The organism is Paenibacillus haidiansis (assembly GCF_036553665.1).
GTDB classification, from domain to species: Bacteria; Bacillota; Bacilli; order Paenibacillales; family Paenibacillaceae; genus Fontibacillus; species Fontibacillus haidiansis.
Genome location: NZ_JAZHPZ010000002.1, coordinates 376,352 through 402,900, shown reverse-complemented (window position 1 = coordinate 402,900; position 26,549 = coordinate 376,352). Strand labels below are relative to the sequence as shown.

The window sequence follows — 26,549 nt, the reverse complement described above, 5'->3', positions numbered from 1 at the left end:
TGGCCATGACCGGATGGGAGTGTTAACCATTGAAGCATTACGTGCTGAAACGTTTGGGACAATCGGTACTTGCAGTCCTCGGTGCGGCAACACTTGTATTTTTCATTATCCGGTTGTCGGGTGATCCGGCGCGCCTGATGCTTCCGCCTGAAGCGAGCGAAGAACAGGTGACCGCGCTTCGGGAGAGCCTTGGCTTTAATCAGCCCCTCTGGATGCAATACATCGATTATCTGAAAAATCTGCTTACCGGCGATTTGGGAAATTCCCTGTATTACAAAGAATCCGCACTGAAGCTGGTGCTCGAACGGATGCCTGCAACCGTGGACCTTGCCATGTTCGCCATCATTATTGCGGTCACTGTCGGTTTGCTTGCCGGCATCGTGTCGGCTTACAAGAAAAACAGCTGGATCGACTATGTTGTCAATGCATGGATTTTCTTAACCCAATCGCTCCCGGTATTCTGGATCGGGATCGTGCTGATCATGATCTTCGCCGTTAACCTGCACTGGTTGCCGACTTCCGGCAACCGGGGGTTGGAATCGATTATTTTACCGGCGTTGACGCTGGCCGCATACCCGATCGCGCCGATCGCCCGCACCATGCGGGCATCGCTGATTGAAGTGATGGACAAAGGCTATATGATTACCAGCCAGGCTCAAGGCTTCTCCAAACCAAGCCGGATCTTGAAACGCGGACTCAAAAATGCGTTTTTGCCCGTCATTACCGTCATCAGCCTGGAATTCGGAGTCATGATCGCCGGCGCAGTCGTGACCGAAACGATATTCTCGTGGCCGGGCGTGGGGCAATTGATCATTCAAGGCGTCAGCAACCGCGATTTCCCGCTGGTGCAGGCGAGCATCCTCGTGATCAGCATCATATACATCGCTATTACGCTGTTGACGGACCTGATCTATCATCGCCTTGACCCGAGAATTAAAGTGCATTAAACGAAGAGAGGGATATCCATGAAAAAACGATCTCTGCTTCGCGCCAATGCCAAAGGCATTGCCAGCATTGGTTCGTTGACCGTCATTTTCGCGCTGACGGTTTTTGCCCCGCTATTCGCGCCGTTCGATCCGTACAGGCAATCCTTGCAGGATATTCTTATCCCGCCAGGGAGCACATATAGCGGACACGGAGGAATAAGTCTGCTGGGTACCGACCAGTTGGGCAGGGACGTGCTCAGCAGATTGTTGTACGGCGGCAGGCTGTCGCTCTGGATCAGCATCATTGCTGTAGCGATCTCCAGTGTGCTGGGTAGCGTCATCGGAATCGTTGCTGGATACTTCGGCGGTAAAACGGATGCGGTATTAATGCGTCTAGCCGACATTCAAATGTCCATTCCAAGCATGCTGCTGGCCATCGTTATGGTCGCTGTGCTCGGATCGGGCTTGACGAATATCGTCATTGTACTGGCGGTAACAGGTTGGGTGACATTTGCTCGGGTCGTTCGCAGCCAGGTGCTCTCCCTGAAAGAATTGGAGTACGTCGAAGCAGCCAAAGCGATGGGCGTGCCGAGTATCAGCATCATGGCGAGGCATATATTGCCGAATACCCTGTATACGATCGCCACGCAGGCCGCTTTGCAGATGTCTCATATGATCCTGCTCGCAGCAGCATTAAGCTTCCTCGGGCTCGGTATTGACGTGTCTACACCGTCTTGGGGCGGCATGGTGAATGACGGCAAAAGTTATATCAGCTCGGCATGGTGGTTGTCCACGATTCCGGGCATCGCCATTGCGCTGGTCATCATGACCATTAACTTGTTCGGCGATTGGCTAAGAGACCGAGCTGAGTTTCGATGAACACGAACGATGCGAACGGACAAGAATACTGCCTTTGCATTGGCAGATAGGAGGCTGAGGAGCGTGTACTTCATATCGCGAGAACGCATCGAGCAAAGTGGGATAGCAGATCCCGTGGTCGCGCAGCGTCTGATCGAGCGAACCTTCTGGCAGAAGGCACAGGGGACGGCCGTTGCCGCTCAGGAGGTAGCGATGGCTGCCGGAGCGAGGGAAGCGGGGGCATTCTATTCCCTGCCTGCGTATCTGGCGGAAGAAGGTGTAGCCGGTCTGAAATGGACTTCTCATGTACCACAACCGGATCACCGATTGCCATATACTCACCCGGTCGTTTTGCTCAATGAACTGGCCACGGGCAGGCCGCTTGCCCTCCTGGAGGGCGAGTTGATCAGCGGACTGCGCACAGGCGCGGTATCGGCTACAGCGATCAAAGCCTTGGCCGGATCTCAAGCATCATCGCTGTTCCTCTGCGGATCGGGATTCCAGGCGGGTCACCAGCTGCGCAGTATTGTACCTTTCATGCCCGAACTGAAGGAAGTTCACGTGTGGAGCCGTACGGCGCGCCATGCGGAGCAATTGCTGCAGAAGCATGCAGCCATGCTCGGAGAACGCGGCATTCATGCTCGCGTGCATCAATCTCTGCCGAAATGCCTCGATTGTGCAGAGGTGGTGATCGGCGCCACGGCCGCTTCGGTTCCATACCTGCATGCGGAGCACTTCGTCCCAGGCCATCTGTACCTTCATATCGGCATGCGCGACATTGATCCGAAAGCCATCGAATTATTTGACAATATCGTGTGTGACGACTACGAAGCCGGCGTTCCGTCGAGCAGCCAGTCGCTATTCGCGCTTGCGCGAAAAAAGCCGGATATTGTCCGCAAGGTGACCTTGCTGGAATCGCTTCTGGCTGAGCCCGATCAAGCAAAACAACGGCATCCGGAGCGTAAAACGATGTTTAACGCGTTCGGTCTGTCTATATTCGATCTCGTGCTTGCCTATGAAACCTTACAACGGCTTCTCGAACAGCCGGGAGCGAATGTGGTGCAGTTCGACCTTAGCAAGGAGAGAAGTAAATGACAGATAAACAACTCCTACGTATCGAGGAATTAGGCGTTCGCTTCTCTAAGCGTGATCAGCACATGGACGTACTTCACAATATATCGTTCGATATCCGCGAAGGCGAAATATTATGTCTTGTCGGTGAGTCGGGGAGCGGAAAGAGCGTGGCCGCCAAGTCGATTATGCAGCTACTGCCCCGGCCTGCCGCAGAATATGCCCATGGGCATATCTGGTTCAACGGTCTGGACCTGTTGACGTTAGACGAGAAGCAGATGGAGAGCATACGCGGCAAGCGAATCGCTATGGTATTCCAGGATGCCTTGAGTGCACTGAACCCGGTTTATACGATTGGAACGCAAATGGTGGACGTCATTCGTTTGCATGCTTCCGCTCGGATCAGCAAAAAAGCCGCGCTTGAAGAAGCGAAATCGTGGCTGAGGCAAGTAGAAATCCGGAATGTGGATGAGGTCGTGAAGCAATATCCATTTCAGCTATCCGGAGGAATGAGGCAGCGCGTAATGATAGCGATGGCCTTGTCTTCAAGACCGGAACTGCTCCTCGCGGACGAACCGACGACAGCACTGGACGTGACCGTGCAAGCACAAATTTTACGGCTGATTCAGAAGCTGAAAAAACAATATGGCATGACCGTATTGTTCATCACTCATGATCTTGGTGTTGTTCACGAGATTGCTGACCGGGTCATCGTAATGAGACATGGCAATTTGGTTGAAGAGGGTACGAAGGAAGACATATTCCACCGACCTGAACATCCGTACACGAAACAGTTGTTGAACAGCATGCCCCGCATTTATTTTGAGGGGGTGGACTCATGAACAAGCCCTTGCTAAAAGCTGAAGGATTAAATAAGGTATATCGGACGAAGAGTGGCGCCGATTTTGCGGCCGTTCGGGATGTTTCGTTTTATCTCCAACAAGGGGAGACGTTGGGTATTGTCGGTGAATCCGGCAGCGGCAAAACAACGGTTGCGAAAATGGTCGCTGGCATGATTCCTCTTACATCGGGAACGATTGCATTGGGCGACAAATCCTTGAGCAGCACGAAGCGAATTCGCTCCGTCAGACGCAGCATCCAATATGTATTCCAGGACCCGGTGTCGTCTCTAAATCCGAGATGGAAGATCCGTGACATTTTGGCCGAGCCGCTGAAGCTGTACTTTCAGCTCGGCGCCAAAGCGATTGACAGTCGGGTTGACGAACTTTTGGACGATGTCGGGCTGCCCAGGGAGTACAAATCCCGTTACCCGGGAGAGCTGTCCGGCGGACAATGCCAGCGGGTGGGCATTGCGCGGGCACTTGCGGCGGAACCCGCCGTCATCGTCTGTGATGAACCGACCTCGGCACTTGATATGACGATTCAGGCACAAATTCTGGATTTGTTAAAAAACCTTCAGCAAAAAAAGGGAGTTTCTTATCTGTTTATTGCCCACGGACTTGAGGTCATCTATAGCATTTCGCATCGCGTCATGGTCATGAAAGAAGGACAAATCGTGGAAGAGGGCGAGACTAAACATATTTTCCATGATCCGCAGCATGATTATACTCGGTCGCTGATTAAGGCGATCCCGCGAATCGATATTCCGCCATTCCAATAAGCAGTCGAACGATCCGTGCGCTTTTTTATGTCGCGTAACTTTACATGAATCAAGAGGAGGAACTTAATATGAGCAGTGTGGTACCCGCATTACAATACGAAGAGATGTCTCAGGAAGCCAAGGATTTCGTCGATGAGCGGATCAAAAGCGGCAGTCGCGTGACGAATATGGTCAAAACACTCCTATATTCGATGCCTTCCTTCAAGGCGATGGAATTTTACCCGGTACGCAATGAATTACAAAAAATCATCGGCAGCCGTGCGGTTTATTTTTACTGCTATGCCATTTCGACCGAGAACGAGTGCCTCATTTGCTCCACCTATCATGCCAAACTTCTTCGCGATCTGAACATCAGCTTCAATGAATTCGAATTCACCGAAATTGAAAAAGTACTGATAGATTATGGTCGTGGATTGGTCAACAATCCGAACTCCATCGATGAATCCATATACGACAGATTAAGAAAGGAATTCACATCGGAAGAGATTGTGCTAATCACCACTGTCGGATGCAAGATGATCGCATCCAACATTTTCAACGAGGCGATGAAGGTTGATCTGGACGAATATCTGTTCGAGGTCGAATTTGACAAAAACATACTGCCTGCCAAGTCTTAATCTTACGGATTGAGCTTGGGATTTGAAAAAAACATGATCGCTAAACGGCGGTCATGTTTTTTTCTAGTTCATGCGTTTAGCCGTCATACGCCTGGCCTGGAGACGCAGATTGGAACGGATGCCGGAGTCCAAGGCGCTGCGGCATGTCGGAGCATGGCAACTTTACGGCATCGTGAGCGGTCATATTTTTATCGGCTTACAGCCTTCGGGCGGCATTCATGAGGATCCCGAGTAAGCAAATGAAAGGCCCGCAAATCGCTATCTGCAGTTTGCGGGCCATTATGATAGTCATGCGTTGTAAAACTGGTCGGCTAAATCTTTTTTTCAAGGATAAGCGCAAAATATTCCATGTTTCTTGTTAAGAAGTCTTTGTTTTCAAAGGATGTATTTTGGATTTGATTATCCATATCTTTTAAGAAAGATGCCATATTCGAGGTATTCGCCTCTTCAAACCGGTTCTCGATTTTCGTGTTTTTCAAAACCTTGTCCACATTTTCGGTTTCGGCCCGGTATTCCTTTATCCATTGAGGGTTTTGGGCCATTTTTCGACTGAAATCCATCATGATTTCGGTAATACTCGTGCCGCTGCCGCCATTATGAATATCTTTAAGCGCTTCGGTTATTTTTCGACTGGCTTCAGGGTCGTACTTCTTCATCAAGTAATCGATATCAATATAATCTTCCGGTGCGCCTTCGGGTCTGCGATGCAGTTCGATATAGCTGGCCTGACCGGTCTTAGGGTCGACGGTTCTTGTTTGGGCGTACGCCGCGATCCTATTCATCGTAGAAAGGAACTCGTCCGCTTCACCTTCGGTCATGTAATTGTCCGCAATATATTTCGCCTGGGCCAGTCCGCTCTCAAGCAGCGCCGCTCTTTCGCCTTCATCCGAGACGGAGCCGTCGGGAATGAAATTTTGGCTGATTAAGAAATTTACGGCTTCTTCCACTTCCGGCGGCTTTCCGTTAAGCAATTGATTTAAAGAGGAATCAATCTCCGAAGTGAAGATCGGTCTTACCGAAAAATTATGTTTAATCTCGCCGACAGCCAATTCCCTGGCGCCCTCTCCGGCAGCCAGCCGCTTGGCCGCCTCGCTGATTTCGATTTTATCGTGTCCCGGAAGAGCGGGACCTGTTTCCAGTTTCGTTGAATTCGTATCTCGATTTGTAGTGTAGAGTCTTGGAAGTGATGAGATAACGTTACTTTCGATTTTCATACCATACCTCCTCATCAACTTTCAAAAATACCATGGATATACTTATTTATCGGTTATACCTCCTATTTTTTAACAGGAACAAATTTTTGGGTTAGGGGCTCAAATATCGGGCTCGTCTCTTACTTGGATAAACGGATGTTATAATGTTGCCGACAATAAAGCGGAAGCGACAGGGAGGACGGATATTCCATGTATGAAAAAACGAGCCGGACGCGGGTAAAGGGCTTCTTGCGCGCGGAAGGAAGAAAAGTGGTAAACGGGGACGGGGAAGAGATCATTCTCACCGGCTGGGGGCTCGGCAACTGGCTGCTGTGCGAAGGATATATGTGGCTGTCGCATCACAGCCGTTTTGACCGGCCGAGACGGATCGAAGCGGCCATCTCCGAGCTGGGCGGCAGCGATTATGCCGAATCTTTTTGGAAGCGTTTCTGGGATAATTATGTAACCCGGGACGATATTCGCCTTATGGCGGAGCAAGGCTACAATTCGGTGCGGATTCCGATCGGTTGGCGTGTGCTGATGGAGGAAGGGCCGGGGGTAGTCTGGAAAGAGGAAGGCTTCAAGCTGATCGAACGATGCCTGAATTGGTGCGAGGAGTTCGGGCTATATGCCTTCCTCGATCTGCACGGCGCGCCCGGCGGGCAGACGGGGGCGAACATCGACGATTCGGCCGACGATTACCCCCGCTTGCTGACCGATCCGGACAGCTGGCATAAAGGCGTCGAGCTGTGGAAGGAGCTCGCCCGGCGCTGCCGCGACCGCTGGATCGTCGGCGGTTACGATCTGCTGAATGAGCCGATTCGTCCGGGGGCGATGGAAGGCAAGCATGAATTTTACCTCGTGGAGCGGTTGGCGAGGTTCTACGAGGAGGTCATCGCCGCGATCCGCGGGATCGACCCTCTTCACATGCTCTCGGTGGAAGGGCATCATTGGGCAACGAATACGGCGGTGTTCTATAAAAGATACGATCCCAATATGGTCATCCATTTCCACCGGTACGCCTGCATGCCCGGACGGGAGGCATACGACGAATATTTGAAGCTGTCCGAACGTCTGGACCAGCCGCTGTGGCTCGGCGAATCCGGCGAGAACGACCTGGAATGGTTTGCCGCGATGTATCCGCTTGCGGTGTCGCTCGGGATCGGCTATAATTTGTGGCCATGGAAGAAGATGGACTGCCGGAACTCCCCTTACTCCGTGGACAAACCGGAGGGCTGGGAGGAGCTGCTGGCTTATACCGAGGGCGGTCCGCATCCGGGTTATGAACGGGCGCGGCAAATTCTGGACGGGTACCTGGAAAATATGAAGGTGGAGAACTGCACGGCGCATCCAGCCGTGACGGCCGCCGTCTTTCGCCGGCCGGGCTGCCGGGTGCGCGGCACGGACTTCGACGAGCTTCCCGGCAAAGGCGTGTCCTACAGCGGAGTTCGGCCGGAGGGCAATCTATATAAATACCGTTCCGACACCGGGATGCGGATCTTATCGATCACCGATGAACCGCAAACCAGGGAGTTCGTCTTTGACAGTGGCTGGAAATGGCTTGTCCTCGAACTTGGAGAAAAGGAATTCGCCGCCTACAGCTTCACTTCCGTCGCTGAAGGCGATGAGGTGACACTGGAGCTGATTTGCCGTGAAGCGGCAGTGGTGACGGTGCTTCAGGACGGCCGGGAACGGGTGCGGTCCGTTCTGTACGGCGGCGAGGGGAACGCCAACATGCCAAAGACCGTTAGCGCCGCGCTTGAGGCCGCGGAGAAGACGACGATCACGGTGAAGATCGACAGCGGCAGCATTGAGCTGCATGCCATCAGCATTAATGAATGAGAAATTAGCGTAGTTATCGGCAGATTTTTTGCACCTTACAAATTTATCTCATTCCAAGTAGGTTATATGTAAGGTTACGACTATTTAATGAAGGTTGAGACAGATCGGTACAACATCCTATAAAGGCTCATTCCGACCCGGAACAAAGGGGAGGGAGAGCCTTTTTTTATGGAGGCATTCCTTCCTAAAAAAACAATTGGGTCAATTGAGAATGAAAAAAGCAATCGCTTACATGTGATATATATGTTAGATTACATTACGTAGGATTTGACGAATTTGGAAACTATCAGGAAATTGGCCTGATTTCGGCGTTAAGTTAATTGACGCAGATCGTTCTTGAAAATATTATGAATGCAAATGAAAGTAATTTACAGCCAGCAGACTTACACACAGTGACAAGAGAGAGAGCGATTGGAGAGAGGGGGAGAACCGAGTATGGAATCCGGAAGATGCGGCGGTACCGGCGAACTTGAAGAAATCAGCCGTCATCCTTGCTACAACGAAGAAGCGCACCGATATTTTGCCCGGATGCATCTTCCCGTAGCCCCGGCCTGCAATATCCAGTGCCGGTATTGCAACCGGAAATTCGATTGTGTCAACGAGAGCCGGCCCGGCGTGGTGAGCGAAGTGCTCACACCGGAGCAGGCCGCCCAAAAAGCCGTCGGCGTAGCGGCCCAGTTGATGCAGTTGTCCGTTGTCGGCATCGCCGGACCGGGCGATCCGCTCGCCAATGCGGACCGGACCTTCGAAACTTTCCGCAAGGTCAGGAGCCGTGTGCCGGATGTGTCGTTATGCTTAAGCACCAACGGTCTGACGCTCATGGAGCACTTGGACGACATCGAGGAATTGGGAATCCGGCACGTGACGATCACGATCAATGCGATCGATCCCGATATCGGCAGCGACATCTATTCCTGGGTTTACGACAGCGGTATTCGGTATGAGGGAAGAGAGGCGGCGGAGCTGCTCATCTCGCGCCAATTGGCCGGACTTAAAGCCTTATGCGAGCGGGGGGTTTTATGCAAAGTCAATTCCGTGTTAATTCCGGGGGTCAACGATACTCACCTGCCGGCGGTCTCCCGAACCGTGAAGTCGCTGGGGGCGGCCATTCACAACGTAACGCCGCTCATCGTCGCGCCGGGGAGTCCATACGAACAAGAGGGCCGGCGGGCGCCCAGGCCGAAAGAGCTGCATGCGCTACAGGAGATCTGCGGCGGCGAGGGGATGAAAATCATGCGGCACTGCCGCCAATGCCGCGCCGACGCCATCGGGCTGCTTGGCCAGGACCGCAGCGCGGATTTCACCTGGGAGAAGATTGAGCAGGCGCCGCCGCTGAATCCCGAAGCCAGGGAACAATTGCAGGCCAGTCTGGAGGAGAAGGTGAGACAAAGGATGAACCGGCGGAGAGACCGGGAATCCCGGCCTTCGGACGACACCCAAGCATCCCGGGTGATGACGACCGTTGCGGTCGCTTCCAGGGGAGCGGGCAAAGTGAATCTGCATTTCGGCCATGCGCAGGAATTTATGATTTATGAAAGCGACGGAGAAGTCCTGAAATTTATCGGCATCCGCAAAGTCCAATCCTATTGCCACGGGCGGGCGGATTGCAACGGGGATAAAGAGGAAACGCTGCGGGAAATATGCTCCATCCTCAAGGATTGTCAGGTATTGCTCTGCTCCGGTATCGGCGATCATCCGCGCAAAACGCTGCAGTGCTGCGGCATTACACCGCTGGTACGCAAAGGCGATGCGGAGGCGCTGATTCTCGAGAGCGCTAAATATAGCAATTATTTTCAAAATACACCTATTTCGAAAGGATGATGTAACGTGAGACAAATCGCTTTTTACGGGAAGGGCGGAATCGGGAAATCGACGACTTCGCAAAACACATTGGCCCAGCTGGCCACGAAATTCGGACAAAAGACGATGATTGTCGGCTGCGATCCGAAAGCGGACTCGACGCGGCTCATTCTGAACACGAAAGCGCAGCAAACGGTGCTTCATCTGGCCGCGGAACGCGGAACCGTGGAGGATCTGGAGCTCGAGGACGTAATCCAAACCGGGTTCGGCGATATCCAGTGCGTGGAATGCGGCGGCCCGGAACCGGGGGTAGGCTGCGCCGGGCGGGGGATCATTACGGCGATCAACTTTCTGGAGGAGCAGGGAGCGTACGACGGACTTGATTTCGTCTCTTATGACGTACTCGGTGACGTCGTTTGCGGCGGGTTCGCGATGCCGATCCGCGAGAATAAAGCGCAGGAAATTTACATTGTCTGCTCGGGTGAAATGATGGCGATGTACGCCGCGAACAATATCGCCCGCGGGATTCTGAAATACGCGAACAGCGGCGGCGTTCGTCTGGGCGGCCTGATCTGCAACAGCCGGAACACGGACCGGGAGGATGAATTGATTACCGAGCTCGCGCGCCGGTTGAATACGCAAATGATTCACTTCGTGCCGCGGAACAACGTGGTGCAGCATGCCGAGCTGCGCAGAATGACGGTGGCTCAATACTCGCCGGAGAACGCGCAAGCGAAGGAATACGAAATTTTGGCCGACAAAATTCTGCATAACGATATGCTGACGATCCCGACGCCGATCTCCATGGAAGAACTGGAAGACCTGCTCATTAACTTCGGCGTCATTGAGGATGAAGAGAAGCATGTTCAAGCGATACTCGGGCAGCAAAAAGCGGTATAACCGCTTTTGCCGGGCGGTTCGCGATAATGACCTATAAATGAAACAAAAAATATAGCAAGGAGGAGGGGGAGCCATGAGTACGGACATCGACAGCAAACAAAAGCTAATCGACGAAATGCTGGAAGCCTATCCCGAGAAGGCCAGGAAAGACCGCAGCAAGCACTTTGAGGTCAATACCGAAGAATTGATCAACTGCGGCAAATGCGCCATCAAATCCAATATGAAATCGCGCCCGGGAGTCATGACGGTTCGTGGCTGCGCCTACGCCGGCTCCAAAGGCGTGGTCTGGGGGCCGATCAAGGATATGGTGCATATCAGCCACGGCCCGGTCGGCTGCGGCCAATACAGTTGGGGAACGCGGCGGAATTACGCCAGCGGTACGCTGGGGGTCAACAACTTCACGGCGATGCAAATCACGAGTGATTTTCAGGAGAAAGATATCGTGTTCGGCGGAGACAAGAAGCTGGAGGAAATCTGCCGGGAGATCAAGGAAATGTTCCCGCTCGCCAAAGGCATTTCCATTCAATCGGAATGCCCGGTCGGGCTGATCGGCGACGATATCGAGGCGGTGGCCAAAAAAATGTCCAAAGAGCTCGATATCCCGATTATCCCCGTCCGGTGCGAGGGCTTCCGCGGGGTGAGCCAGTCACTCGGCCATCATATCGCGAACGATGCGATCCGCGATTTCCTGATGGGCCGCCGCGAGCTCGAAGAATGCGGCCCATATGATGTCAGCATTATCGGCGACTACAATATCGGCGGGGACGCCTGGGCTTCCCGGATTTTGCTGGAAGAGATGGGGCTCCGGGTGATCGCCCAGTGGTCCGGCGACGGCTCGATCAACGAGCTGGCGATCGCCCACAAATCGAAGCTCAATCTGATTCACTGCTACCGCTCCATGAACTATATGTGTACAACGATGGAGCGCGAATACGGGATTCCGTGGATGGAATACAATTTCTTCGGCCCGACCAAGACGATCGAGAGCCTGCGCGCGATCGCCGACCGGTTCGACGATCATATCCGGGAAAATTGCGAGAAAGTCATCGCCAAATACCAAGGGCAAATGGATGAAATTATCGCCAAATACCGCCCGCGTCTTGAAGGTAAAAAAGTGATGCTTCTGATCGGCGGCCTTCGTGCCCGCCACACGATCGGCGCTTATGAGGATCTCGGCATGGAGATCGTGGCCACGGGTTATGAATTCGCCCACAAGGACGATTATACGCGGACCTTCCCCGATCTGAAGGAAGGAACGATCATTTACGACGACCCGACCGCTTACGAACTGGAGGAGCTCGCGCAACAGCTCGATATCGACCTGATGGGCTCGGGCGTCAAAGAGAAGTATGTGTACCATAAAATGGGTATCCCGTTCCGGCAAATGCATTCATGGGATTACAGCGGCCCGTATCACGGGTTTGACGGTTTCAAGGTGTTTGCCCGCGACATGGATATGACCCTGAACAGCCCGGTCTGGAGCCTGCTGGAGAAACCGCAAAGAAAGGCGGTGGGCGTATGAGTAAGGGGCCAGAAATCTACGATTTCAATACCCTGTTTCTACAGGACGAATATCAGGAGTTAAAGGAGCGGAAAAGAGCCTTTGAAGCGCCTTGCACGGCTGCGGAAGTGGAGGAGGCGGAAGCTTACTCCAAATCGGAGGAATACAAGGAGAAGAATTTTGCCCGGAACTCGCTGGTGGTCAATCCGGCTAAAGCCTGCCAGCCGCTCGGCGCGGTGATGGCCGCGCTCGGCTTTGAGAAAACCCTGCCTTTCCTGCACGGCTCCCAAGGGTGCACAGCTTATTTCCGCAGTCATTTGTCCCGGCATTTCAAAGAGCCGGTGCCGGCGGTTTCCTCGTCCATGACGGAAGACGGAGCGGTGTTCGGCGGCATGCGGAATCTGATCGAAGGCCTTGAGAACAGCATGGCGCTCTATAAGCCGGAGATGATCGCCGTTTCCACCACCTGCATGGCGGAGGTCATCGGCGACGACCTGAACGCTTTTATCGAGAACGCGCGGCAGGAAGGAGCGATCGGAAGGGAAGTTCCCGTGCCTTACGCGAACACGCCAAGCTTCGTCGGCTCCCATATCACGGGGTACGACGCGATGTTGAAGTCGATCCTGAGCTACCTGTCAACGCGCGAAGGAATTCCCGCGGCGACGGAAGGCGACGTGACGAAGCTGAATCTCATGCTCGGCTTCGAGCCGTATACCGGAAATTTCGGCGAGCTGCGGAGAATCATGGCCGCGTTTGGCGGTGGATATACGTTCCTCGGCGACCACAGCGGGAACTTCGATTCGCCGGCCAAAGGCGAATACAGCTACTACTATGGAGGAACGAAACTTGCCGATGTGCCGAAAGCGGCAAGCGCGCTCGGGACGCTGTCGCTCCAGAAGTACGCGGTAAAGAAGACGCTGGACTATATCGGCGAGAGCTGGGGGCAACCGGTCATTTCGATGCCGACGCCGATCGGCATTAAAGCCACGGACCGGTTGCTTCAAGCGATCTCTGAGCTGACCGGACTTCCCGTGCCGGAGGCGCTGACCGAAGAGCGCGGCAAGGTGGTCGACGCCCTGACCGATTCCCACAATTATCTCCACGGTAAACGGGTGGCGATGGCCGGGGATCCGGATCTGCTGCTCGGGCTGATCGGATTTTGCCTGGAGGTGGGGATGGAGCCGGTGCACATTGTCTGCACGAACGGCGATAAGGAGTTCCAAGAGGAAGCGGAGCGGCTGCTCGCATCGAGTCCGTACGGAGAAGAGGCGACGGTGCATCTCGGCCGGGATTTGTGGCATATGAGATCCCTCATGATCGGCGAACCGGTCGATTTGGCGATCGGCAGCTCGCATCTGAAATACGCGGCGAAGGACGCAGGAATTCCGCTGGTGCGGATCGGTTTCCCGATCTTTGACCGGCATCACATGCACCGCTATCCGATCGTAGGTTACCAAGGGACACTTAACGTCTTGACGCTGATCGTAAATACGGTATTGCAGCAATTGGATGATCAAGCGCCGGAATACGGCCTTGATCTTGTGAGATAAAGGCGTAAAGCTAAACCAACTTGGAAGCAGGGGAGTGGGTAGAGTGGAGGCGACTTCAAAAGTACAGGTACACGATTCGGATTGTTTGAATTTGAAGCCGAAGTCCCAAGCTTGTCCGCGCCCGAAGCCGGGGGAAGCCGCCGGAGGCTGCGCCTTTGACGGCGCGCAAATCGCGCTGCTCCCGATTGCCGATGCCGCGCATCTGGTGCACGGACCCGCCACCTGCATCGGAACGAGCTGGGAGAGCCGGGGCAGCTTGTCGAGCGGCCCCCGGCTCTCCGAGTACGGCTTCGGGACGGCGCTTGGCGAGCGGGATATTATCTTCGGCGCAGAGAAAAAACTGGCGGACAGCATCGATTATATCGCCGGACGCTTTAAGCCGCCCGCGATCTTCGTATACTCGACCTGCGTCACCGCTTTGATCGGCGAGGATCTGGACGCCGTTTGCGGAGCGGCCTCCCGGCGGTTGGGGCTGCCCGTGATCCCGGTCAACAGCCCCGGGTTCGTCGGCAGCAAGAACCTCGGCAACCGGCTGGCCGGCGAAGCGTTGATGCAGTATGTCATCGGCCGGAACGAGCCGGAGAGCTTGACGGGCTGCGAAGTGAACCTGCTCGGCGAATACAATATCGCCGGAGAATTGTGGGATATCGAACGGCTGATGAACCGGGCCGGGATTTCCATCCTGTCCCGAATTACCGGGGACGGACGATTCAAGGAGATCGGCTGCGCCCACCGGGCCAAGGTCAATATGGTCGTATGCAGCCGGGCCTTGTTGGGCTTGGCGAAAAGAATGGAACAAAACTACAAAATCCCTTATTTCGAGGGCTCATTCTATGGCGCAAAGGAGACCAGCTACTCCTTGCGCCAAATGGCTTATTTGCTGAACGACCGGGAGATCGAGCAAAGGGTGGACCGCCTGATCGCGCGGGAGGAAGCTCGGGTCGCGGCGGAGCTGAAGCCCTACCGCAAGCTGTTCAAGGGGAAGAAGGCGATATTGTATACGGGCGGCGTAAAAAGCTGGTCCGTTATTTCCGCATTAAAGGAGCTGGGCATCGAGGTGGTCGGCGTGGGAACGAACAAAAGCACGGCCGAGGATGTCGGCCGGATCGTCGACCGGATCGGCGAGGACGCCGATTATATCGCCGAGGGCGGGGCCAAGCGGATCTTGAGAGCCGTCAAGGAGCGGAAGGCGGACCTGATGATCGCCGGCGGCAGAAATATGTACGTATCGCTGAAGGAGCGGATTCCGTTCGTCGACATCAACCAGGAACGCCATACGGCTTATGCGGGATACGACGGACTGATCCGGCTCGCTGAGCAGATCGGCCACGCGCTGCTGCATCCGGTATGGAAGCTGGCCGAGCGCCCGGCACCATGGGAGGAGGTTGACCCGAATTATGGCCGTTAAACACACCGGCAAACCGGTCTCGGTGAATCCCCTGACCGTAGGTCCGTCCCTCGGCGGCGTGCTTGCCGTGCAGGGCTGCTACCGGGGAATCGCCCTGCTGCATGGCTCGCAAGGCTGCGCCGCCTTCTCGAAATCGCTCTTGACCCGGCATTTCCGCGATACAATCGCGGTGCAGACGTCGGCGCTGCAGGAGATGGACGTCATCTTTGACGCCGACCGTAATTTGGAGGAGGCGCTGAATGTCGTCATCGCCAAGCATCAGCCCGATTTGATCGCTGTGATCGGCACGGAGCTGACGGATGTGTCCGGAACGGACTATACTGCATTTGTGAAAAAGTACATGCGCGAGCGCGCTCTTCGCGATTTGCTGCTGGTCCCGGTGGCGCTGCCGGATTTCGGCGGCTCGCTGGAAGCGGGCTACGCCGCCGTCGTGGAAGGAATTATCGACGGGATCATCCAGGGCGAAGGAGGGAAAACGGCGGGGAAGCCGATCGCCGGGCAAATCAATCTGATCCCGGGCTCTTGCCTTACGCCGGGAGACGTGATGGAACTGAAGGAGATCATCAGCGATTTCGGTTTTGAAGTGATCACGGTGCCGGATCTGTCGACCTCACTGTCGGGCCATTTGCTCACCGGCTTCTCGCCGTTGTCGCGGGGCGGCGCACCGCTCGTTTCCTTGAAGCAGATGCTCCGCTCGCGCTACACGATCGCCATGGGGGCGAGCATGGAACGCTCGGCGCGGAGGCTGCAGAACGCCGCCGGCATTCCTTACAAGGTATTCACCGGAATGCACGGTCTGGGGGCTGCCGACGAGCTGCTGACCTTTCTGCAGCAATTGAGCGGGGTTCCCGTGCCGCTGCGCTACCGGTGGCAGCGCGAAAACCTGCTCGACAGCATGCTGGACGCCCACTTCCATTATGCCGGCGCTTCCGCGGTCATAGCGTTGGAGCCCGACCACGTTCTATCCATGGCCAACTGGCTCGGGGAAATGGGCGTCACGATCAAGGGGCTGGTCGCACCCTGCGAGACCCCGCTATTGCGGGAGTCGGAGCGGACGGTGTGGGTCGGAGACATCGACGATGCCGAGGAATTGGGCCGGGGAGCCGATATCTGGATCGGCAATGGCCACGGCAAAAAAGCGGCGAAGCGGGCGGGAGCGGCTTATCTCCCCGCCGGTTTTCCGGTGAGCGACGAGCTCGGCTCCTATATGACCGTGAGCGTCGGGTACCGGGGGGCGATGGAACTGGTGAACAAGGTCGGCAATCTGTTAATTCGAAGGGAGGAGGCGCGGCATGAAGGTCGCTTTTGCCAGCGATGACGGGCTTACAGTGAACGCCCACTTCGGTCAGAGTACGCAGTTCGTGATTTATAATGTGACAAAGGATGGGGTCGCCGAATTCCTGGAAATCCGCTACATTGCTCCCGATCGCGGCGGCGGGGACGAACACGGTAAAATAGAAGCCCGCATCGCGGCGATCGAGGATTGTTCGCTCGTATTTCTGATGCAGATCGGCGCATCGGCGGCGGCCCGGGTCACCCGCAAGAAATTGATGCCGGTGAAGGTGACGATGGGCAGCAGCATCCAGGGCCAGCTAGAACGGTTGCAGGAGATACTGCGCGGCAAGCCGCCGATGTGGCTGGCGAAAATTTTAAGCGAGGAAACGATAGAGAGCTCATAATCTTAGGAGGGGAAAGCGATGGCGGAGCAGGCGTTTGACCATGGGTATTTTGATGGGGAGACGGAAGTTCCTGGGGAAGGAAAGGACAGAGCGAAGGGATGGGATGAAGAGCGCCTTGGCGATCTGTTCGCCCGCAGTCTGGACCGTTCGCTGCAATTGAATGATCCGTGGGGCAAGCATACGGGTTTGCCTATGGATCAAAGAGCGGAGAAATTGTTTCTGTGCACTCCCGAGCAAAAACGGGAGCTCATGGCCGACTGCCATGTCTCCCCGATCATGCGGACCCAGGTGTCCGTATTTTTTCAAGCGGTTGCCAATACGCTGGAGCAGGTAAGCGGAGACATCATGCAAAGCATGGTCGAGGTGAATGACGAAGGTTTTGGCCGGGCGCTTGTGTATTCCGGGCGCACGGTGCTGGTGGCCGACAGTTTTCGCGGCGGATTTCCGTTTCCATTTGCCAAGTATGACAAGGCGCTGGTTTATGGGGTCTCCTGTATACGCGAAGGATTGCAAAACAGAGAGAGATTCATGGAATTGCAGCGATCTCCATTCTCTTAAAAACGGCGGGCAATCGATCGTTAGCGAAGGGCGGTGAGCGGATGGAGAGCGATAAGGCGTTTGGAGACGAGATGGAGAGGTTTTCCCGGCAGCTTCGGCTGCTGGGGGTAAACGGCCAGCGGAAATTGGGGCAAGCGACGGTCATGATCGCCGGCATCGGCGGACTCGGGGGTACGGCGGCCGTCTACTTGGCGGCGGCCGGCGTCGGGAAACTGATTTTGGCGCACGAGGGAGTCATCCATTTGCCGGATATGAACCGGCAAATCCTGATGGACTCCGCGCGGATCGGCGAGCAGCGGATGGCGACGGCGATGGCGCAGCTGCGGCGGATCAATCCGCATGTGCGGCTTGAAGGCCATCCGCTCAAGATAGAGTATGAGACGGCGAAGCCTTGGATCGAGGCGGCGGATATCGTGATCGACGCCAGGTACGACTTCCCCGAGCGGTATGAGCTGAACCGGCTCTGCGTCGACTGTGGCAAACCGATGGTCGAGGCGGCCATGTACGGCTATGAGCTGTCGCTGACAACGATCGTGCCCGGGGAGACGCCGTGCCTTGCCTGCGTGTACCCGGGGCCGCCCCGAGATTGGGAGCCCTTCGGGTTCCCGGTGCTGGGCGCCACCGCCGGAATGGCCGGCTGCCTGGCCGCGATGGAGGCGATCAAATGGATTGCCGGAACCGGCAAGCCGCTGCTCGGCATTATGCACCGGTTCGATACGCTGAATATGGAGAGCTACCGCTTCGGCTTAAAGCGGCGGGACGATTGCTCTTGCTGCGGGTCCAAGAACCGGGATGTCCATCGCACTGGTCCCGGAGTTGCCTACAAGGACAAAGCGGTGCTTTAACAATTTGATTCAAAAGGAGCGAGGAGCCGTGAAAAATCTGCGGATTTGTGATACGACGCTGCGCGACGGGGAACAATCGGCGGGGGTGTCCTTTACGCTGGAGGAAAAGCGGGACATCCTGGCCCAATTGGCGGGATGCGGCGTCGAGCAGGCGGAGGTCGGCATACCGGCCATGGGCGCGGAAGAGCAGCGCCACATCTACGCTTTGCGGGACATGGGGCTGCCGATTCGGCTGCTGACCTGGAACCGCGCCGTGCCGGCCGACATCGACAAAGCGCGGGAAACCGGGGTCGACTGGTGCCATATTTCCGTCCCGGTCTCCTCGGTGCAACTGGCGTCCAAGCTGGGCTGGACCCGCCAGGAGGCGCTGCTCCGGATTATGAAAGCCGCTGAATACGGAAGGAGCCGGGAGATGACCGTTTCGATCGGGATGGAGGACGCTTCGCGCGGCGACCCCGTGTTTTTGACGGAGCTTGTAACGCAGCTTTACGAGAAACTCGGAATCGTCCGTTTTCGCTATGCGGATACGGTCTCCCTGCATCATCCGGCAAGCATCGCGGACGGGATCGCTTCGCTGAGGGCGGGATTGCCGCGCGAAATCGAGCTGGAAGTGCACTGCCACAACGACTTCGGCCTGGCGACGGCCAATACCTTGAGCGGCATTGCCGCCGGGGCGGATTGGGCGAGCACGACGGTGGCGGGGCTCGGCGAGCGCGCCGGGAACGCCGCGCTGGAGGAAGTGGTGATGGCGTGGCGCCATCTCTACGGCGGCGAATGCGCCGTGAAGCCGGGAAGGCTTCAGGCGCTGGGGGAGACGGTGGCGCGGGCGGCGGGGCGCCGGCTGCCGGAAGCCAAGCCGATCTTGGGCTCGCTCGTTTACACTCACGAATCCGGGATCCATGTGGACGGCTTGGCGAAATGCGCGGATACCTATCAAAGCTTCGACCCGCTGGAGCTGGGGCGGGAACACCGCATTGTTCTGGGCACCCACTCGGGGCGCAGCGCCATCAGCTATGTGCTGGGGCGGGAGGGGATCGTTCCGGATCCCGCGATCTCCGAAAAGCTGCTGCGGCGCGTTCATCGGTACGCCCGCGAGCGGAAGGAGACGGTAGACGCGGGGAAGCTGCTGCGGTGGTGGGAGGAGTGCAGCAAGGAGCTTAAACCGAATGCGGCCGGGTACACGGTGAAGTGAATCGAAGGATCGAAGACGAACAGGTTCTTGCAGCGGCATTGTTGCCGCTGTACAAGAACCCGTTTTTGCGCTTGTCTCCCGTTTTTCGGGCTTATGTATCCGCAAAAGGCAGCACTACGATAGTCTCGTAACATTTTGCTTCGGCCTTCGTTTTGAGATAACCGCCGTATTTCTTGGCAATCCGCTGAATATTGGTCAGCCCGAGCCCGTGATAATCCGGGTGCTTCCCGAAGTCCTGGGCCCTCTCTCTCGTCCGGTCCTGGCGCGAATTGAGTACGCGGACAAAAAATGCCTGCGTATTCGTGGACATAAACAAATTGATGAACCGTTCCTCTTGGCTGGGTACGACCGAAGCGGCTTCGATCGCATTATCCAGCACATTGCCGATCACCACGCAGAGATCGTAACGATCCAGCTTGATCGCTTCGGCGACAATGCGAATGTCGTACTTCACGGCAATGTTGTTGTCCTGGGCCATATTCAGCGCATGGCTGACCAACGCATCGACCACCAAATTCCCCGTTTCAATCCGCAAGTAGGCATTGTTAGTGGCATCGAGGATTTGATTGATATGCCGGACGGCTTCTTCGCTTTTCTGTTTGAGAATGCAAGCGCGGATATATACCAGCTGTTTTTTTGTATCATGGATAATCCGCTTGATGCTCCGGAAGGAGTGGGCCGTTTTTGCATAAGTGTGATCCTGGTAGTCCATCTGCTTTTGCAACTGGTTGTTTTCCTCTCTTAGCCGGTTTTGCTCCATCACGCTGTCGAACAGGAAGAAGATCAGCAAATTGATGCTGAGTATTCCGATCGCGGATAAGATGCTCAACCAATTTCGCTGGGTATAAAAGAATAGCGTGTTTAAGATGATCAGGCTGAACAACAGCATAAGCCCAAGCATGAAATAATAGTGCCCGTTTAGCTTGTAGTCGGCTCCTTTCCGCTTAATATAGCGGAGAATAAGAATAAAAAGCAGCATCAGGCAGGTGGATGCAAACAATACGAGCTGCCTGCCCTCCAATTCGTTCAAGGTCACGGCATGCTCCAAGGACCGAAACCAGGAGAACAGATAATACGATAACAGCTCGGCCGCGGCACCCATCAGCAGGAACAGGAGGGAGAAAACAATGCGTGTCTGTATCCGTGCGGAGTAAAGCAGCGAAATCAGAAAGGAACTGGTGACGGACACGAGACCGGTCAGCAAGACGGGGAAAGCAACGGCGGATGACGCGAATAAAAGGCAGCCCGCGACAAAATAGCATATCCCGGTCCACCAGCCGGCTTTCTCCGGGGCGTGGAACAAGACCGTAAAATAACAGCGCAGCAGGAACAATTGCAGCAGTGTATTAACGATAAAGAGTCCGTTATTCAGCAGCGTCATCGCATATATCCTCTTTCATCAAATTGATCGAGCCTGAAGCGAACGTAAGCCTCGGTCACGCCTTTTTTGCGGGAGCGGCCCAAGGGGAAGGACTCTTTGTTGCACATAACAACCCTGTTTGCCTTGAATTTGTGAATATGCTCGAGGTTGACGATCGCGGACCTGTGTATCTGATAAAAACCGGCATCCAATTTGGCGGATAGCTCGGTCAGGGTTAATGTGGAGAGATAATCTTGATGCATCGTGATGATTTTCACGTGTAATTTACCGGCTTTGACCGCGGCGATGACCCGTGAGGCGGGTATCATGACTTCTCCGTCGATGGTCTTGATGGCGATATGCCGGCGGATAGCGGCGTTGATATAGCCGGTGGCCCTTTCCACAAGCGATTTAAGAGATTCATAGGATACGGGTTTCATTTCGAAATGATAGGGCTGCACCGAAAAACTGTCTGCCATATACTGGGGGAAATACGTCAAAAAGATGATTTGCACGCTGTGATCCGGCAGGCCGCGGATTCTTTGGGCGGTGTCGATCCCGCTGAGCCCGTTCATTTCCACATCCATAAAAAGCAAATGAAAAGCGTACCGCCCGTGCCGGCCATAGTGAAGCAGCAAATCTTCTCCGGATTGGAAATACTTCACTTGAAATTGCAACGGAAGAGTCTCGCCATAGCGAGCAAAAAATGACCTGAATTGCCGATGGATCTCCGGATCATCGTCACAAACGGCGATGCGAAGCATGCAGAGGCTGCACCTCCATTTCCTCTTCAACCATATATTTCAACTATATCAAAAACAACCCTGAAATACCTTACATGAAATGCTGTTCATCCTATAAAACTTGTATTTAATCCTTATACTACCATATTTACCTATAATATGCTATATTAAATAAGGGGGATGGAAGGATGATAGATTACTTTGTTAATAGTATTGCCGCGAAGACGGTTTCGCAGGGAATCGTCAGCAAGGAAGACGAACCGATTTTGCGTTACGGATTGCAGGCGATGGCGGAGGTTACCATTATTCTGATTACCGTGTTACTCATTTCCGCGGCATTCGGAATGATGACCGAAGCGATGGTATGGATGGGAACGGTGATTCTGTGCCGGAGCTTCGGAGGAGGATATCACGCAAAGACTTTTAAACAGTGTTATGTCGTATCCGCAACCATCTTTACGCTGACTCTGCTGACGGTCAAAATGATGCATTCCTATTTCCTGCCCTTGGGAATTATAAGCATCGCCGCCTCTGCCATTCTTCTATTATATTTGCGGAGCGCGAAGCGCGATCCGGAAGGCGGGAATGAAGAGGAATCATCCCGGTTCGGCGGAATCCTCAAGGCCGTTTACGCTTGCTTTGCGGGATTCATGCTCTTTTCGCTTCTGGTGTGGGGGATGAATTCTTACGTAATAACCGGTTTATTGGGCTTTCTTGCCTATCTGTTATCGGTTCTTATTCAAAACCAAAGGAGAGGATAAAGATGAAGCTTGCCAAATTGCCTTTGAAGGCGCTGAGCATGACGGCCGGATTGTTTGCGGTGATTGGAGCCAATACCCTTTGCTGGTGGTTCGTCCATGATCCGGAGAAACCGGAAGAGCTGAAGAAACTCCGGAAATTTTAATTATCCCGATTCATGAAGTGCAGCCAATAGGAGTATGCGAGAGAATAAAACTCTCCTTTTATCCCCGTCATACATAATTGAAAGGTTCATACTTTAAACGTGAAGAGGTTCATTGATTGCCGGTTGAAATGCGGCAAACAATGAACTTTTTTATTTCCGGCATACCTTTCGCCTGTCGGCGGTCCCGGCGCATAATCGGCCATGAGACAGTCATAATAAAAAAGATGACAACTTTAGATTTTGCTGGAAAGGCGGTTGGTGACGGGATGACGCTGGCGGAGTCGTTTTTTTATTTTCTGGCCTATTCGCTGCTTGGTTGGGTTTTGGAAAATGTATACAGCTATGTAACGACAGGCGTGTTCTGGAAGGAAGGTTTTCTTAAAGGCCCTTATAAGCCGATGTACGGCTTTGCGCCTTTGCTGTTGCTGTTGTTAGCGGGAACGGTTCGAAACTGGATTTCATTGCTGGTTCTGTGCATCGTGATTCCGACGGCGGTGGAATATTTGAGCGGTTATCTGCTGCTCGGTTTGTTCGGACGCAGGTTTTGGAATTATTCGGGTCACCGCTTTCAGCTTCACGGCCATATCTGTCTGCGGTTCTCGCTCTATTGGGGGCTGCTTTCGGTGATGGTGCTGCGGTTTGTTCATCCTTACATGGAGCGGATCTACAACGGGCTGAAACCGGCTTGGGATATAGCGGGACCGATTTTGCTGCTTCTGCTTCTGGCCGATTTGACCTGGACCTTCAAGGTGAGAAGAAGCGAATGGAAGCAAAGCCCGGTTTGACTTTACCAAGCGAAGATAAACTTAAATGAGGTGAGTAAATGCGGTATTGGAAAAAACGCAGCGTTGCAAACCGGACATGGGTGCCATTTTGCCTTCTGCTGATTCTGGCGCTGGTGTCGCCGGCTTCTCCAGGCGGTTTAGCGACGGTTGCGCATGCGTCCCCCGAATCGAATCCCATTCCAAAGCAAAATCCGGACAAGCCGTCCGTTCAAACCGAACGGAGGCTTGCGATCATAATCGATGACTTCGGTAACGCCATGGGCGGGACGGAAGACATGATCAACCTGCCGGTCAAGCTGACGGTGGCGGTGATGCCTTTTATGCGGACGACGGCGGAGGACGCCAAGCGGGCTCATGAGCGGGGACACGATGTGATCGTGCATCTTCCGATGGAGCCGAAACAGGGCAGGGCCGAATGGCTAGGCCCGGGGGCGATCCTATCCAAGATGAGCGACGAAGAAGTACGCCGCAAAGTGGAAGAAGCGATCGACAATGTGCCGTATGCCGCAGGGATCAATAACCACATGGGCTCCAAAATTACGGAGGATAAGCGGGTTATGGGGATCATTCTGGAGGTTTGCATGGAACGGGGGCTGTTCTTTGTCGACAGTAAAACGAATTACTGGTCAATCACTTCGGAGCTAAGAGCTTCCAAGGGACTGCCGGACCTTAACAACGATATCTTTCTGGATGATGTGCATAGTATCCGCCATATTACCGGCCAATTGCGGAAGGTGCAGGAATTGCTTGATCAGAAAGGAAAATGCGTGGCGATCGGGCATGTAGGGGTAAAAGGAAAGATTACCGCCGCCGCGCTGCAGCAGTCTATCCCCGAGCTGAAGGCCAAGGGAGTGAAATTTGTCGGCATATCGGAATTGGCCCGGGAATATTACATTCCCGGAACCCATTCGCGCCCGGGATTTACATTACCGTGAAATATTCGGCAATGCCTTGATAGATCGCCTCGGCGATTCTCTGCTGACCGCGCGCGCTTATCAGCATGGCGCGGTCTTCGGCGTTGCTGAGGAATCCGGTTTCCACGATGACGGCCGGCGAGTCGATATGCCGCAGGAGATAAAAAGGCTTGCCCAATTCGGGAATCCGGATGCTGGGCATTTCGTACAGATCGCATAGGGAATGCTGAAGCGAGTTGGCCAGCAACGCGCTTCTTCCTTCATCCTGGTGCAGCACCAGCGGGCCTCGTTTGGTCTTGTTCCGCCCCCAATTGACATGCAGGCTGACGACGATGGAAGAGGGCACCTGTTCACTCAGTTCTTTCCGTTGGGCGAGATCCCTCATATGCCGGGAACGGTTGTTCAGCCAGCGGTTTTCATCGCTAAGCGCATAGTCTCCGGTCCGGTTCAGAATGACGCGGTAACCGTGGCTTCTCATTACCATATAAAGGCGCTGCCCGATCGCCAGGTTGATGTCCTTCTCCAGAATATCGCCGTAGGAAGTACCTCCGTCGATTCCTCCATGGCCGGCATCGATCAAAATGACCGGTTCGGGGAAGGCATGGCGAAAATCATAATCATTCCCTCCGACCGAAGGCGCCGCCGGTGAAGAGGTGGAAGCGGGGCAATTCCATATGTTTAGCCCGATTAAGGCGGCGGCGAACAGGAATGCGATTCGTTTAATAATCATGGTGTCCATTCTCACCCTTTTCGGCTTCATATGATCAGCATTTGTTTCGGATATAGCTTGAGCGTTTGGCTGAAAAAACATGCATCCGCGTCGAGCGCCGTTTACAATGGCTATAATTTGAGCAAACTACAGTTGTGGATACGATACTGTGTACTTTAGGGGGAACGGTTAAAATGGCTACGATTAAAGGCGACGAACTGGTAAAGTACATCACGGAACGGGTTGTCGATTACGTGGAAACGCCGCGGGAGGCCCGCCGCGAGCGCTCGAAGGGAAAAGAACCCTGGAGCAGCCGTTGGTTCGGCCTGATCCCGATCTCGCTCTCGCTGTGGGTCGGGAAAATTCCACGCCGGCGCGAGCGGGAGAAGCAGACTTCGCGTCACGTGAAGCAAGGATAATTATTCAAGCGAACGGAAATAAAAAGCAGCAGACTCCAAAGCGCGGAGTCTGCTGCTTTTTTTCTATCACGGCGTTTCCGGGTAAACGACAAAGTCGCCGCTATCTTCAAGCGCACCGAGGGCGATCCATCTGCCGGAGTTCTTCGTACCGGTAAGCGCATAGATCGCAGAGATGCCGCTGCCCGTCTCGTCGTTCCATTTCTGATAGCCATAAATCGGTAAAGGGATATTATAAGTGCGGTCGGCGCCGGTAGCGGCGAACACCAGGCGCCGGTTAGCTTTCAATAATTGTTCGAAATTGCTTTGGCTCAGGTCGAACGCATCTCCCGCCATCCATAAAATATTGCCGTACGGATCGAAGGGCTCCGCAAGCCGGACGGTTTCTCCGGCCTTTAGGGCGGACTGTCCGCTCCCGGCCGCCTCTGTCGGCGGGACGTACCGGGCCGCCTGTCTGTTCCAGCTGCCCGTGGTCTCCGGCAGCAATTCCCCGGTCACGGCGTCGAGGAAATGGACGGTCCCGGGCTTGCCGGCCAGCGTGATCATCCACTCCGCCAGCACGGGACCGCCGTAGACCGGGGTAACGGTGTGGCCGGAGGCGCCCCGCGAGGGAAGCCCAAGCCCGGCGAGGCCGGATTCCAGCGCCGGAGCGGCAAAGACCGAATGCGGCCCGAGGCCGTATTCGACAAGCTTGTATTCGCCTGCCGACGGCGTGGCGGAAATAATGAGGTAACCCGCCGCCGGGTTGTCGGCGGGAGCGGAAGCCCGTGGGCGGACGGTGACCAGCCAGCTGTGCGTGCCGGGCCCGAGCGGCTCGATGACGGTGTCCGCATGAGCCCAGCCGGTAAAGGGCTCGGCCTGGGACAGCTGCTCGATCGCGCGGGCGGCAAAATTCCGCAGCTCCTTCGGCGCGGCCGGTCCCTCTTTGCCTGTCGCCGCCAGCGCCGGCGCGTCCTCTGTTGCGGCGAAAGTATAGGCGGTCTGGAGCTGGGCGCTCCCTGTACTCAATACCCCCAGACAAAGCAAAATTTTTATGATTTTCCCCGTTTGGGCTGAAATATTCAACAAGTTATCACCTCACGCTTCATATCGATTGCTTGTCCATTGTAGCCCGGGACAGGCTGAAAAGTGTGCTGTAATCTGTCGCGCGGCCGGGC

At 54.8% G+C, this 26,549-nt stretch carries 28 protein-coding genes; 23 read left to right on the top strand and 5 right to left on the bottom strand.

The window, feature by feature from the left end:
• The first annotated feature begins 29 nt into the window (after nucleotides 1-29).
• From V3851_RS06285 to V3851_RS06255, 7 genes are all read left to right on the top strand, one after another.
• Nucleotides 30-947, top strand: coding sequence for an ABC transporter permease (locus V3851_RS06285; protein WP_331845669.1), 918 nt, complete (start codon nucleotides 30-32; stop codon nucleotides 945-947).
• Nucleotides 948-965: 18 nt separating this feature from the next.
• Nucleotides 966-1,805 (top strand): ABC transporter permease, encoded by an 840-nt coding sequence (locus V3851_RS06280; RefSeq protein WP_331845668.1) that lies wholly within the window; start codon nucleotides 966-968, stop codon nucleotides 1,803-1,805.
• A 114-nt stretch (nucleotides 1,806-1,919) separates the two neighbouring features.
• The gene (locus V3851_RS06275) at nucleotides 1,920-2,879 is read left to right on the top strand and encodes a hypothetical protein (RefSeq protein WP_331845667.1); all 960 of its coding nucleotides are present in this window, start codon (nucleotides 1,920-1,922) and stop codon (nucleotides 2,877-2,879) included.
• Nucleotides 2,876-3,697 carry an ABC transporter ATP-binding protein gene (locus V3851_RS06270; protein WP_331845666.1) on the top strand — a complete coding sequence of 274 codons (822 nt, stop codon included), beginning with the start codon at nucleotides 2,876-2,878 and terminating at the stop codon, nucleotides 3,695-3,697. Before V3851_RS06275 ends, V3851_RS06270 begins: the two co-directional genes overlap by 4 nt.
• The gene (locus tag V3851_RS06265) at nucleotides 3,694-4,476 is read left to right on the top strand and encodes an ABC transporter ATP-binding protein (protein WP_331845665.1); all 783 of its coding nucleotides are present in this window, start codon (nucleotides 3,694-3,696) and stop codon (nucleotides 4,474-4,476) included. The genes V3851_RS06270 and V3851_RS06265 overlap by 4 nt, the downstream gene beginning before the upstream one ends.
• 68 nt (nucleotides 4,477-4,544) lie before the next feature.
• A complete protein-coding gene (locus tag V3851_RS06260; protein WP_331845664.1) occupies nucleotides 4,545-5,093 on the top strand; it encodes a carboxymuconolactone decarboxylase family protein in 549 nt (182 codons plus the stop codon).
• Between the two features lie 109 nt (nucleotides 5,094-5,202).
• Entirely contained in the window at nucleotides 5,203-5,328 is a 126-nt protein-coding gene (locus tag V3851_RS06255) for a hypothetical protein (RefSeq protein ID WP_331845663.1), read from the top strand.
• Between the two features lie 76 nt (nucleotides 5,329-5,404).
• On the opposite strand, the gene V3851_RS06250 is transcribed toward V3851_RS06255, so the two are convergent.
• Nucleotides 5,405-6,307, bottom strand: coding sequence for a hypothetical protein (locus tag V3851_RS06250; protein ID WP_331845662.1), 903 nt, complete (start codon nucleotides 6,305-6,307; stop codon nucleotides 5,405-5,407).
• Between the two features lie 189 nt (nucleotides 6,308-6,496).
• Here V3851_RS06250 and V3851_RS06245 point away from each other — a divergent pair, with 189 nt between their 5' ends.
• From V3851_RS06245 to V3851_RS06195, 11 genes are all read left to right on the top strand, one after another.
• Nucleotides 6,497-8,128 carry a glycoside hydrolase family 5 protein gene (locus V3851_RS06245; RefSeq protein ID WP_331845661.1) on the top strand — a complete coding sequence of 544 codons (1,632 nt, stop codon included), beginning with the start codon at nucleotides 6,497-6,499 and terminating at the stop codon, nucleotides 8,126-8,128.
• 435 nt (nucleotides 8,129-8,563) lie between these two features.
• On the top strand, nucleotides 8,564-9,949 hold the full coding sequence (gene nifB, locus V3851_RS06240; RefSeq protein WP_331845660.1) for a nitrogenase cofactor biosynthesis protein NifB: 1,386 nt from the start codon (nucleotides 8,564-8,566) through the stop codon (nucleotides 9,947-9,949).
• A 6-nt stretch (nucleotides 9,950-9,955) separates the two neighbouring features.
• On the top strand, nucleotides 9,956-10,828 hold the full coding sequence (gene nifH / locus V3851_RS06235) for a nitrogenase iron protein (protein WP_331845659.1): 873 nt from the start codon (nucleotides 9,956-9,958) through the stop codon (nucleotides 10,826-10,828).
• Between the two features lie 73 nt (nucleotides 10,829-10,901).
• Complete coding sequence (gene nifD, locus V3851_RS06230) at nucleotides 10,902-12,350, top strand: nitrogenase molybdenum-iron protein alpha chain (RefSeq protein WP_331845658.1); 1,449 nt, start codon at nucleotides 10,902-10,904, stop codon at nucleotides 12,348-12,350.
• Nucleotides 12,347-13,879, top strand: a complete 1,533-nt coding sequence (nifK, locus tag V3851_RS06225; RefSeq protein WP_331845657.1) for a nitrogenase molybdenum-iron protein subunit beta — start codon at nucleotides 12,347-12,349, stop codon at nucleotides 13,877-13,879. The genes nifD and nifK overlap by 4 nt, the downstream gene beginning before the upstream one ends.
• 43 nt (nucleotides 13,880-13,922) lie before the next feature.
• Nucleotides 13,923-15,287: a nitrogenase iron-molybdenum cofactor biosynthesis protein NifE gene (gene nifE, locus V3851_RS06220; protein WP_331845656.1), complete on the top strand. Its 1,365-nt coding sequence runs from the start codon at nucleotides 13,923-13,925 to the stop codon at nucleotides 15,285-15,287.
• Nucleotides 15,277-16,605 carry a nitrogenase iron-molybdenum cofactor biosynthesis protein NifN gene (gene nifN, locus V3851_RS06215; protein ID WP_331845655.1) on the top strand — a complete coding sequence of 443 codons (1,329 nt, stop codon included), beginning with the start codon at nucleotides 15,277-15,279 and terminating at the stop codon, nucleotides 16,603-16,605. Before nifE ends, nifN begins: the two co-directional genes overlap by 11 nt.
• On the top strand, nucleotides 16,580-16,966 hold the full coding sequence (gene nifX, locus V3851_RS06210) for a nitrogen fixation protein NifX (protein ID WP_331845654.1): 387 nt from the start codon (nucleotides 16,580-16,582) through the stop codon (nucleotides 16,964-16,966). Before nifN ends, nifX begins: the two co-directional genes overlap by 26 nt.
• Before the next feature lie 18 nt (nucleotides 16,967-16,984).
• On the top strand, nucleotides 16,985-17,524 hold the full coding sequence (locus V3851_RS06205; protein WP_331845653.1) for a DUF269 domain-containing protein: 540 nt from the start codon (nucleotides 16,985-16,987) through the stop codon (nucleotides 17,522-17,524).
• A gap of 41 nt (nucleotides 17,525-17,565) precedes the next feature.
• On the top strand, nucleotides 17,566-18,369 hold the full coding sequence (locus tag V3851_RS06200) for a HesA/MoeB/ThiF family protein (RefSeq protein ID WP_331845652.1): 804 nt from the start codon (nucleotides 17,566-17,568) through the stop codon (nucleotides 18,367-18,369).
• 28 nt (nucleotides 18,370-18,397) lie between these two features.
• Complete coding sequence (locus V3851_RS06195; protein WP_331845651.1) at nucleotides 18,398-19,561, top strand: homocitrate synthase/isopropylmalate synthase family protein; 1,164 nt, start codon at nucleotides 18,398-18,400, stop codon at nucleotides 19,559-19,561.
• A gap of 91 nt (nucleotides 19,562-19,652) precedes the next feature.
• On the opposite strand, the gene V3851_RS06190 is transcribed toward V3851_RS06195, so the two are convergent.
• Entirely contained in the window at nucleotides 19,653-20,942 is a 1,290-nt protein-coding gene (locus V3851_RS06190) for a sensor histidine kinase (RefSeq protein WP_331845650.1), read from the bottom strand.
• Nucleotides 20,939-21,685 (bottom strand): LytR/AlgR family response regulator transcription factor, encoded by a 747-nt coding sequence (locus tag V3851_RS06185; RefSeq protein WP_331845649.1) that lies wholly within the window; start codon nucleotides 21,683-21,685, stop codon nucleotides 20,939-20,941. Before V3851_RS06185 ends, V3851_RS06190 begins: the two co-directional genes overlap by 4 nt.
• Before the next feature lie 167 nt (nucleotides 21,686-21,852).
• Here V3851_RS06185 and V3851_RS06180 point away from each other — a divergent pair, with 167 nt between their 5' ends.
• The 4 genes from V3851_RS06180 (at nucleotide 21,853) to V3851_RS06165 (ending at nucleotide 24,288) form a co-directional block, all read left to right on the top strand.
• A complete protein-coding gene (locus V3851_RS06180; protein WP_331845648.1) occupies nucleotides 21,853-22,425 on the top strand; it encodes an accessory gene regulator ArgB-like protein in 573 nt (190 codons plus the stop codon).
• A gap of 2 nt (nucleotides 22,426-22,427) precedes the next feature.
• Nucleotides 22,428-22,568 carry a cyclic lactone autoinducer peptide gene (locus tag V3851_RS06175; protein WP_331845647.1) on the top strand — a complete coding sequence of 47 codons (141 nt, stop codon included), beginning with the start codon at nucleotides 22,428-22,430 and terminating at the stop codon, nucleotides 22,566-22,568.
• Between the two features lie 266 nt (nucleotides 22,569-22,834).
• Nucleotides 22,835-23,353: a putative ABC transporter permease gene (locus V3851_RS06170; RefSeq protein WP_331845646.1), complete on the top strand. Its 519-nt coding sequence runs from the start codon at nucleotides 22,835-22,837 to the stop codon at nucleotides 23,351-23,353.
• Nucleotides 23,354-23,391: 38 nt separating this feature from the next.
• Nucleotides 23,392-24,288, top strand: coding sequence for a divergent polysaccharide deacetylase family protein (locus V3851_RS06165; RefSeq protein ID WP_331845645.1), 897 nt, complete (start codon nucleotides 23,392-23,394; stop codon nucleotides 24,286-24,288).
• Here V3851_RS06165 and V3851_RS06160 read toward each other — a convergent pair.
• Nucleotides 24,275-24,997, bottom strand: coding sequence for an N-acetylmuramoyl-L-alanine amidase family protein (locus V3851_RS06160; RefSeq protein ID WP_414859266.1), 723 nt, complete (start codon nucleotides 24,995-24,997; stop codon nucleotides 24,275-24,277). The genes V3851_RS06165 and V3851_RS06160 overlap by 14 nt on opposite strands.
• Before the next feature lie 173 nt (nucleotides 24,998-25,170).
• On the opposite strand from V3851_RS06160, the gene V3851_RS06155 reads away from it, so the two are divergent.
• Entirely contained in the window at nucleotides 25,171-25,395 is a 225-nt protein-coding gene (locus tag V3851_RS06155) for a YqzE family protein (RefSeq protein WP_331845644.1), read from the top strand.
• 66 nt (nucleotides 25,396-25,461) lie between these two features.
• Here the strand turns inward: V3851_RS06155 and V3851_RS06150 are convergent, their stop codons facing one another.
• Entirely contained in the window at nucleotides 25,462-26,457 is a 996-nt protein-coding gene (locus tag V3851_RS06150) for a hypothetical protein (protein ID WP_331845643.1), read from the bottom strand.
• Between the last annotated feature and the right edge of the window lie 92 nt (nucleotides 26,458-26,549).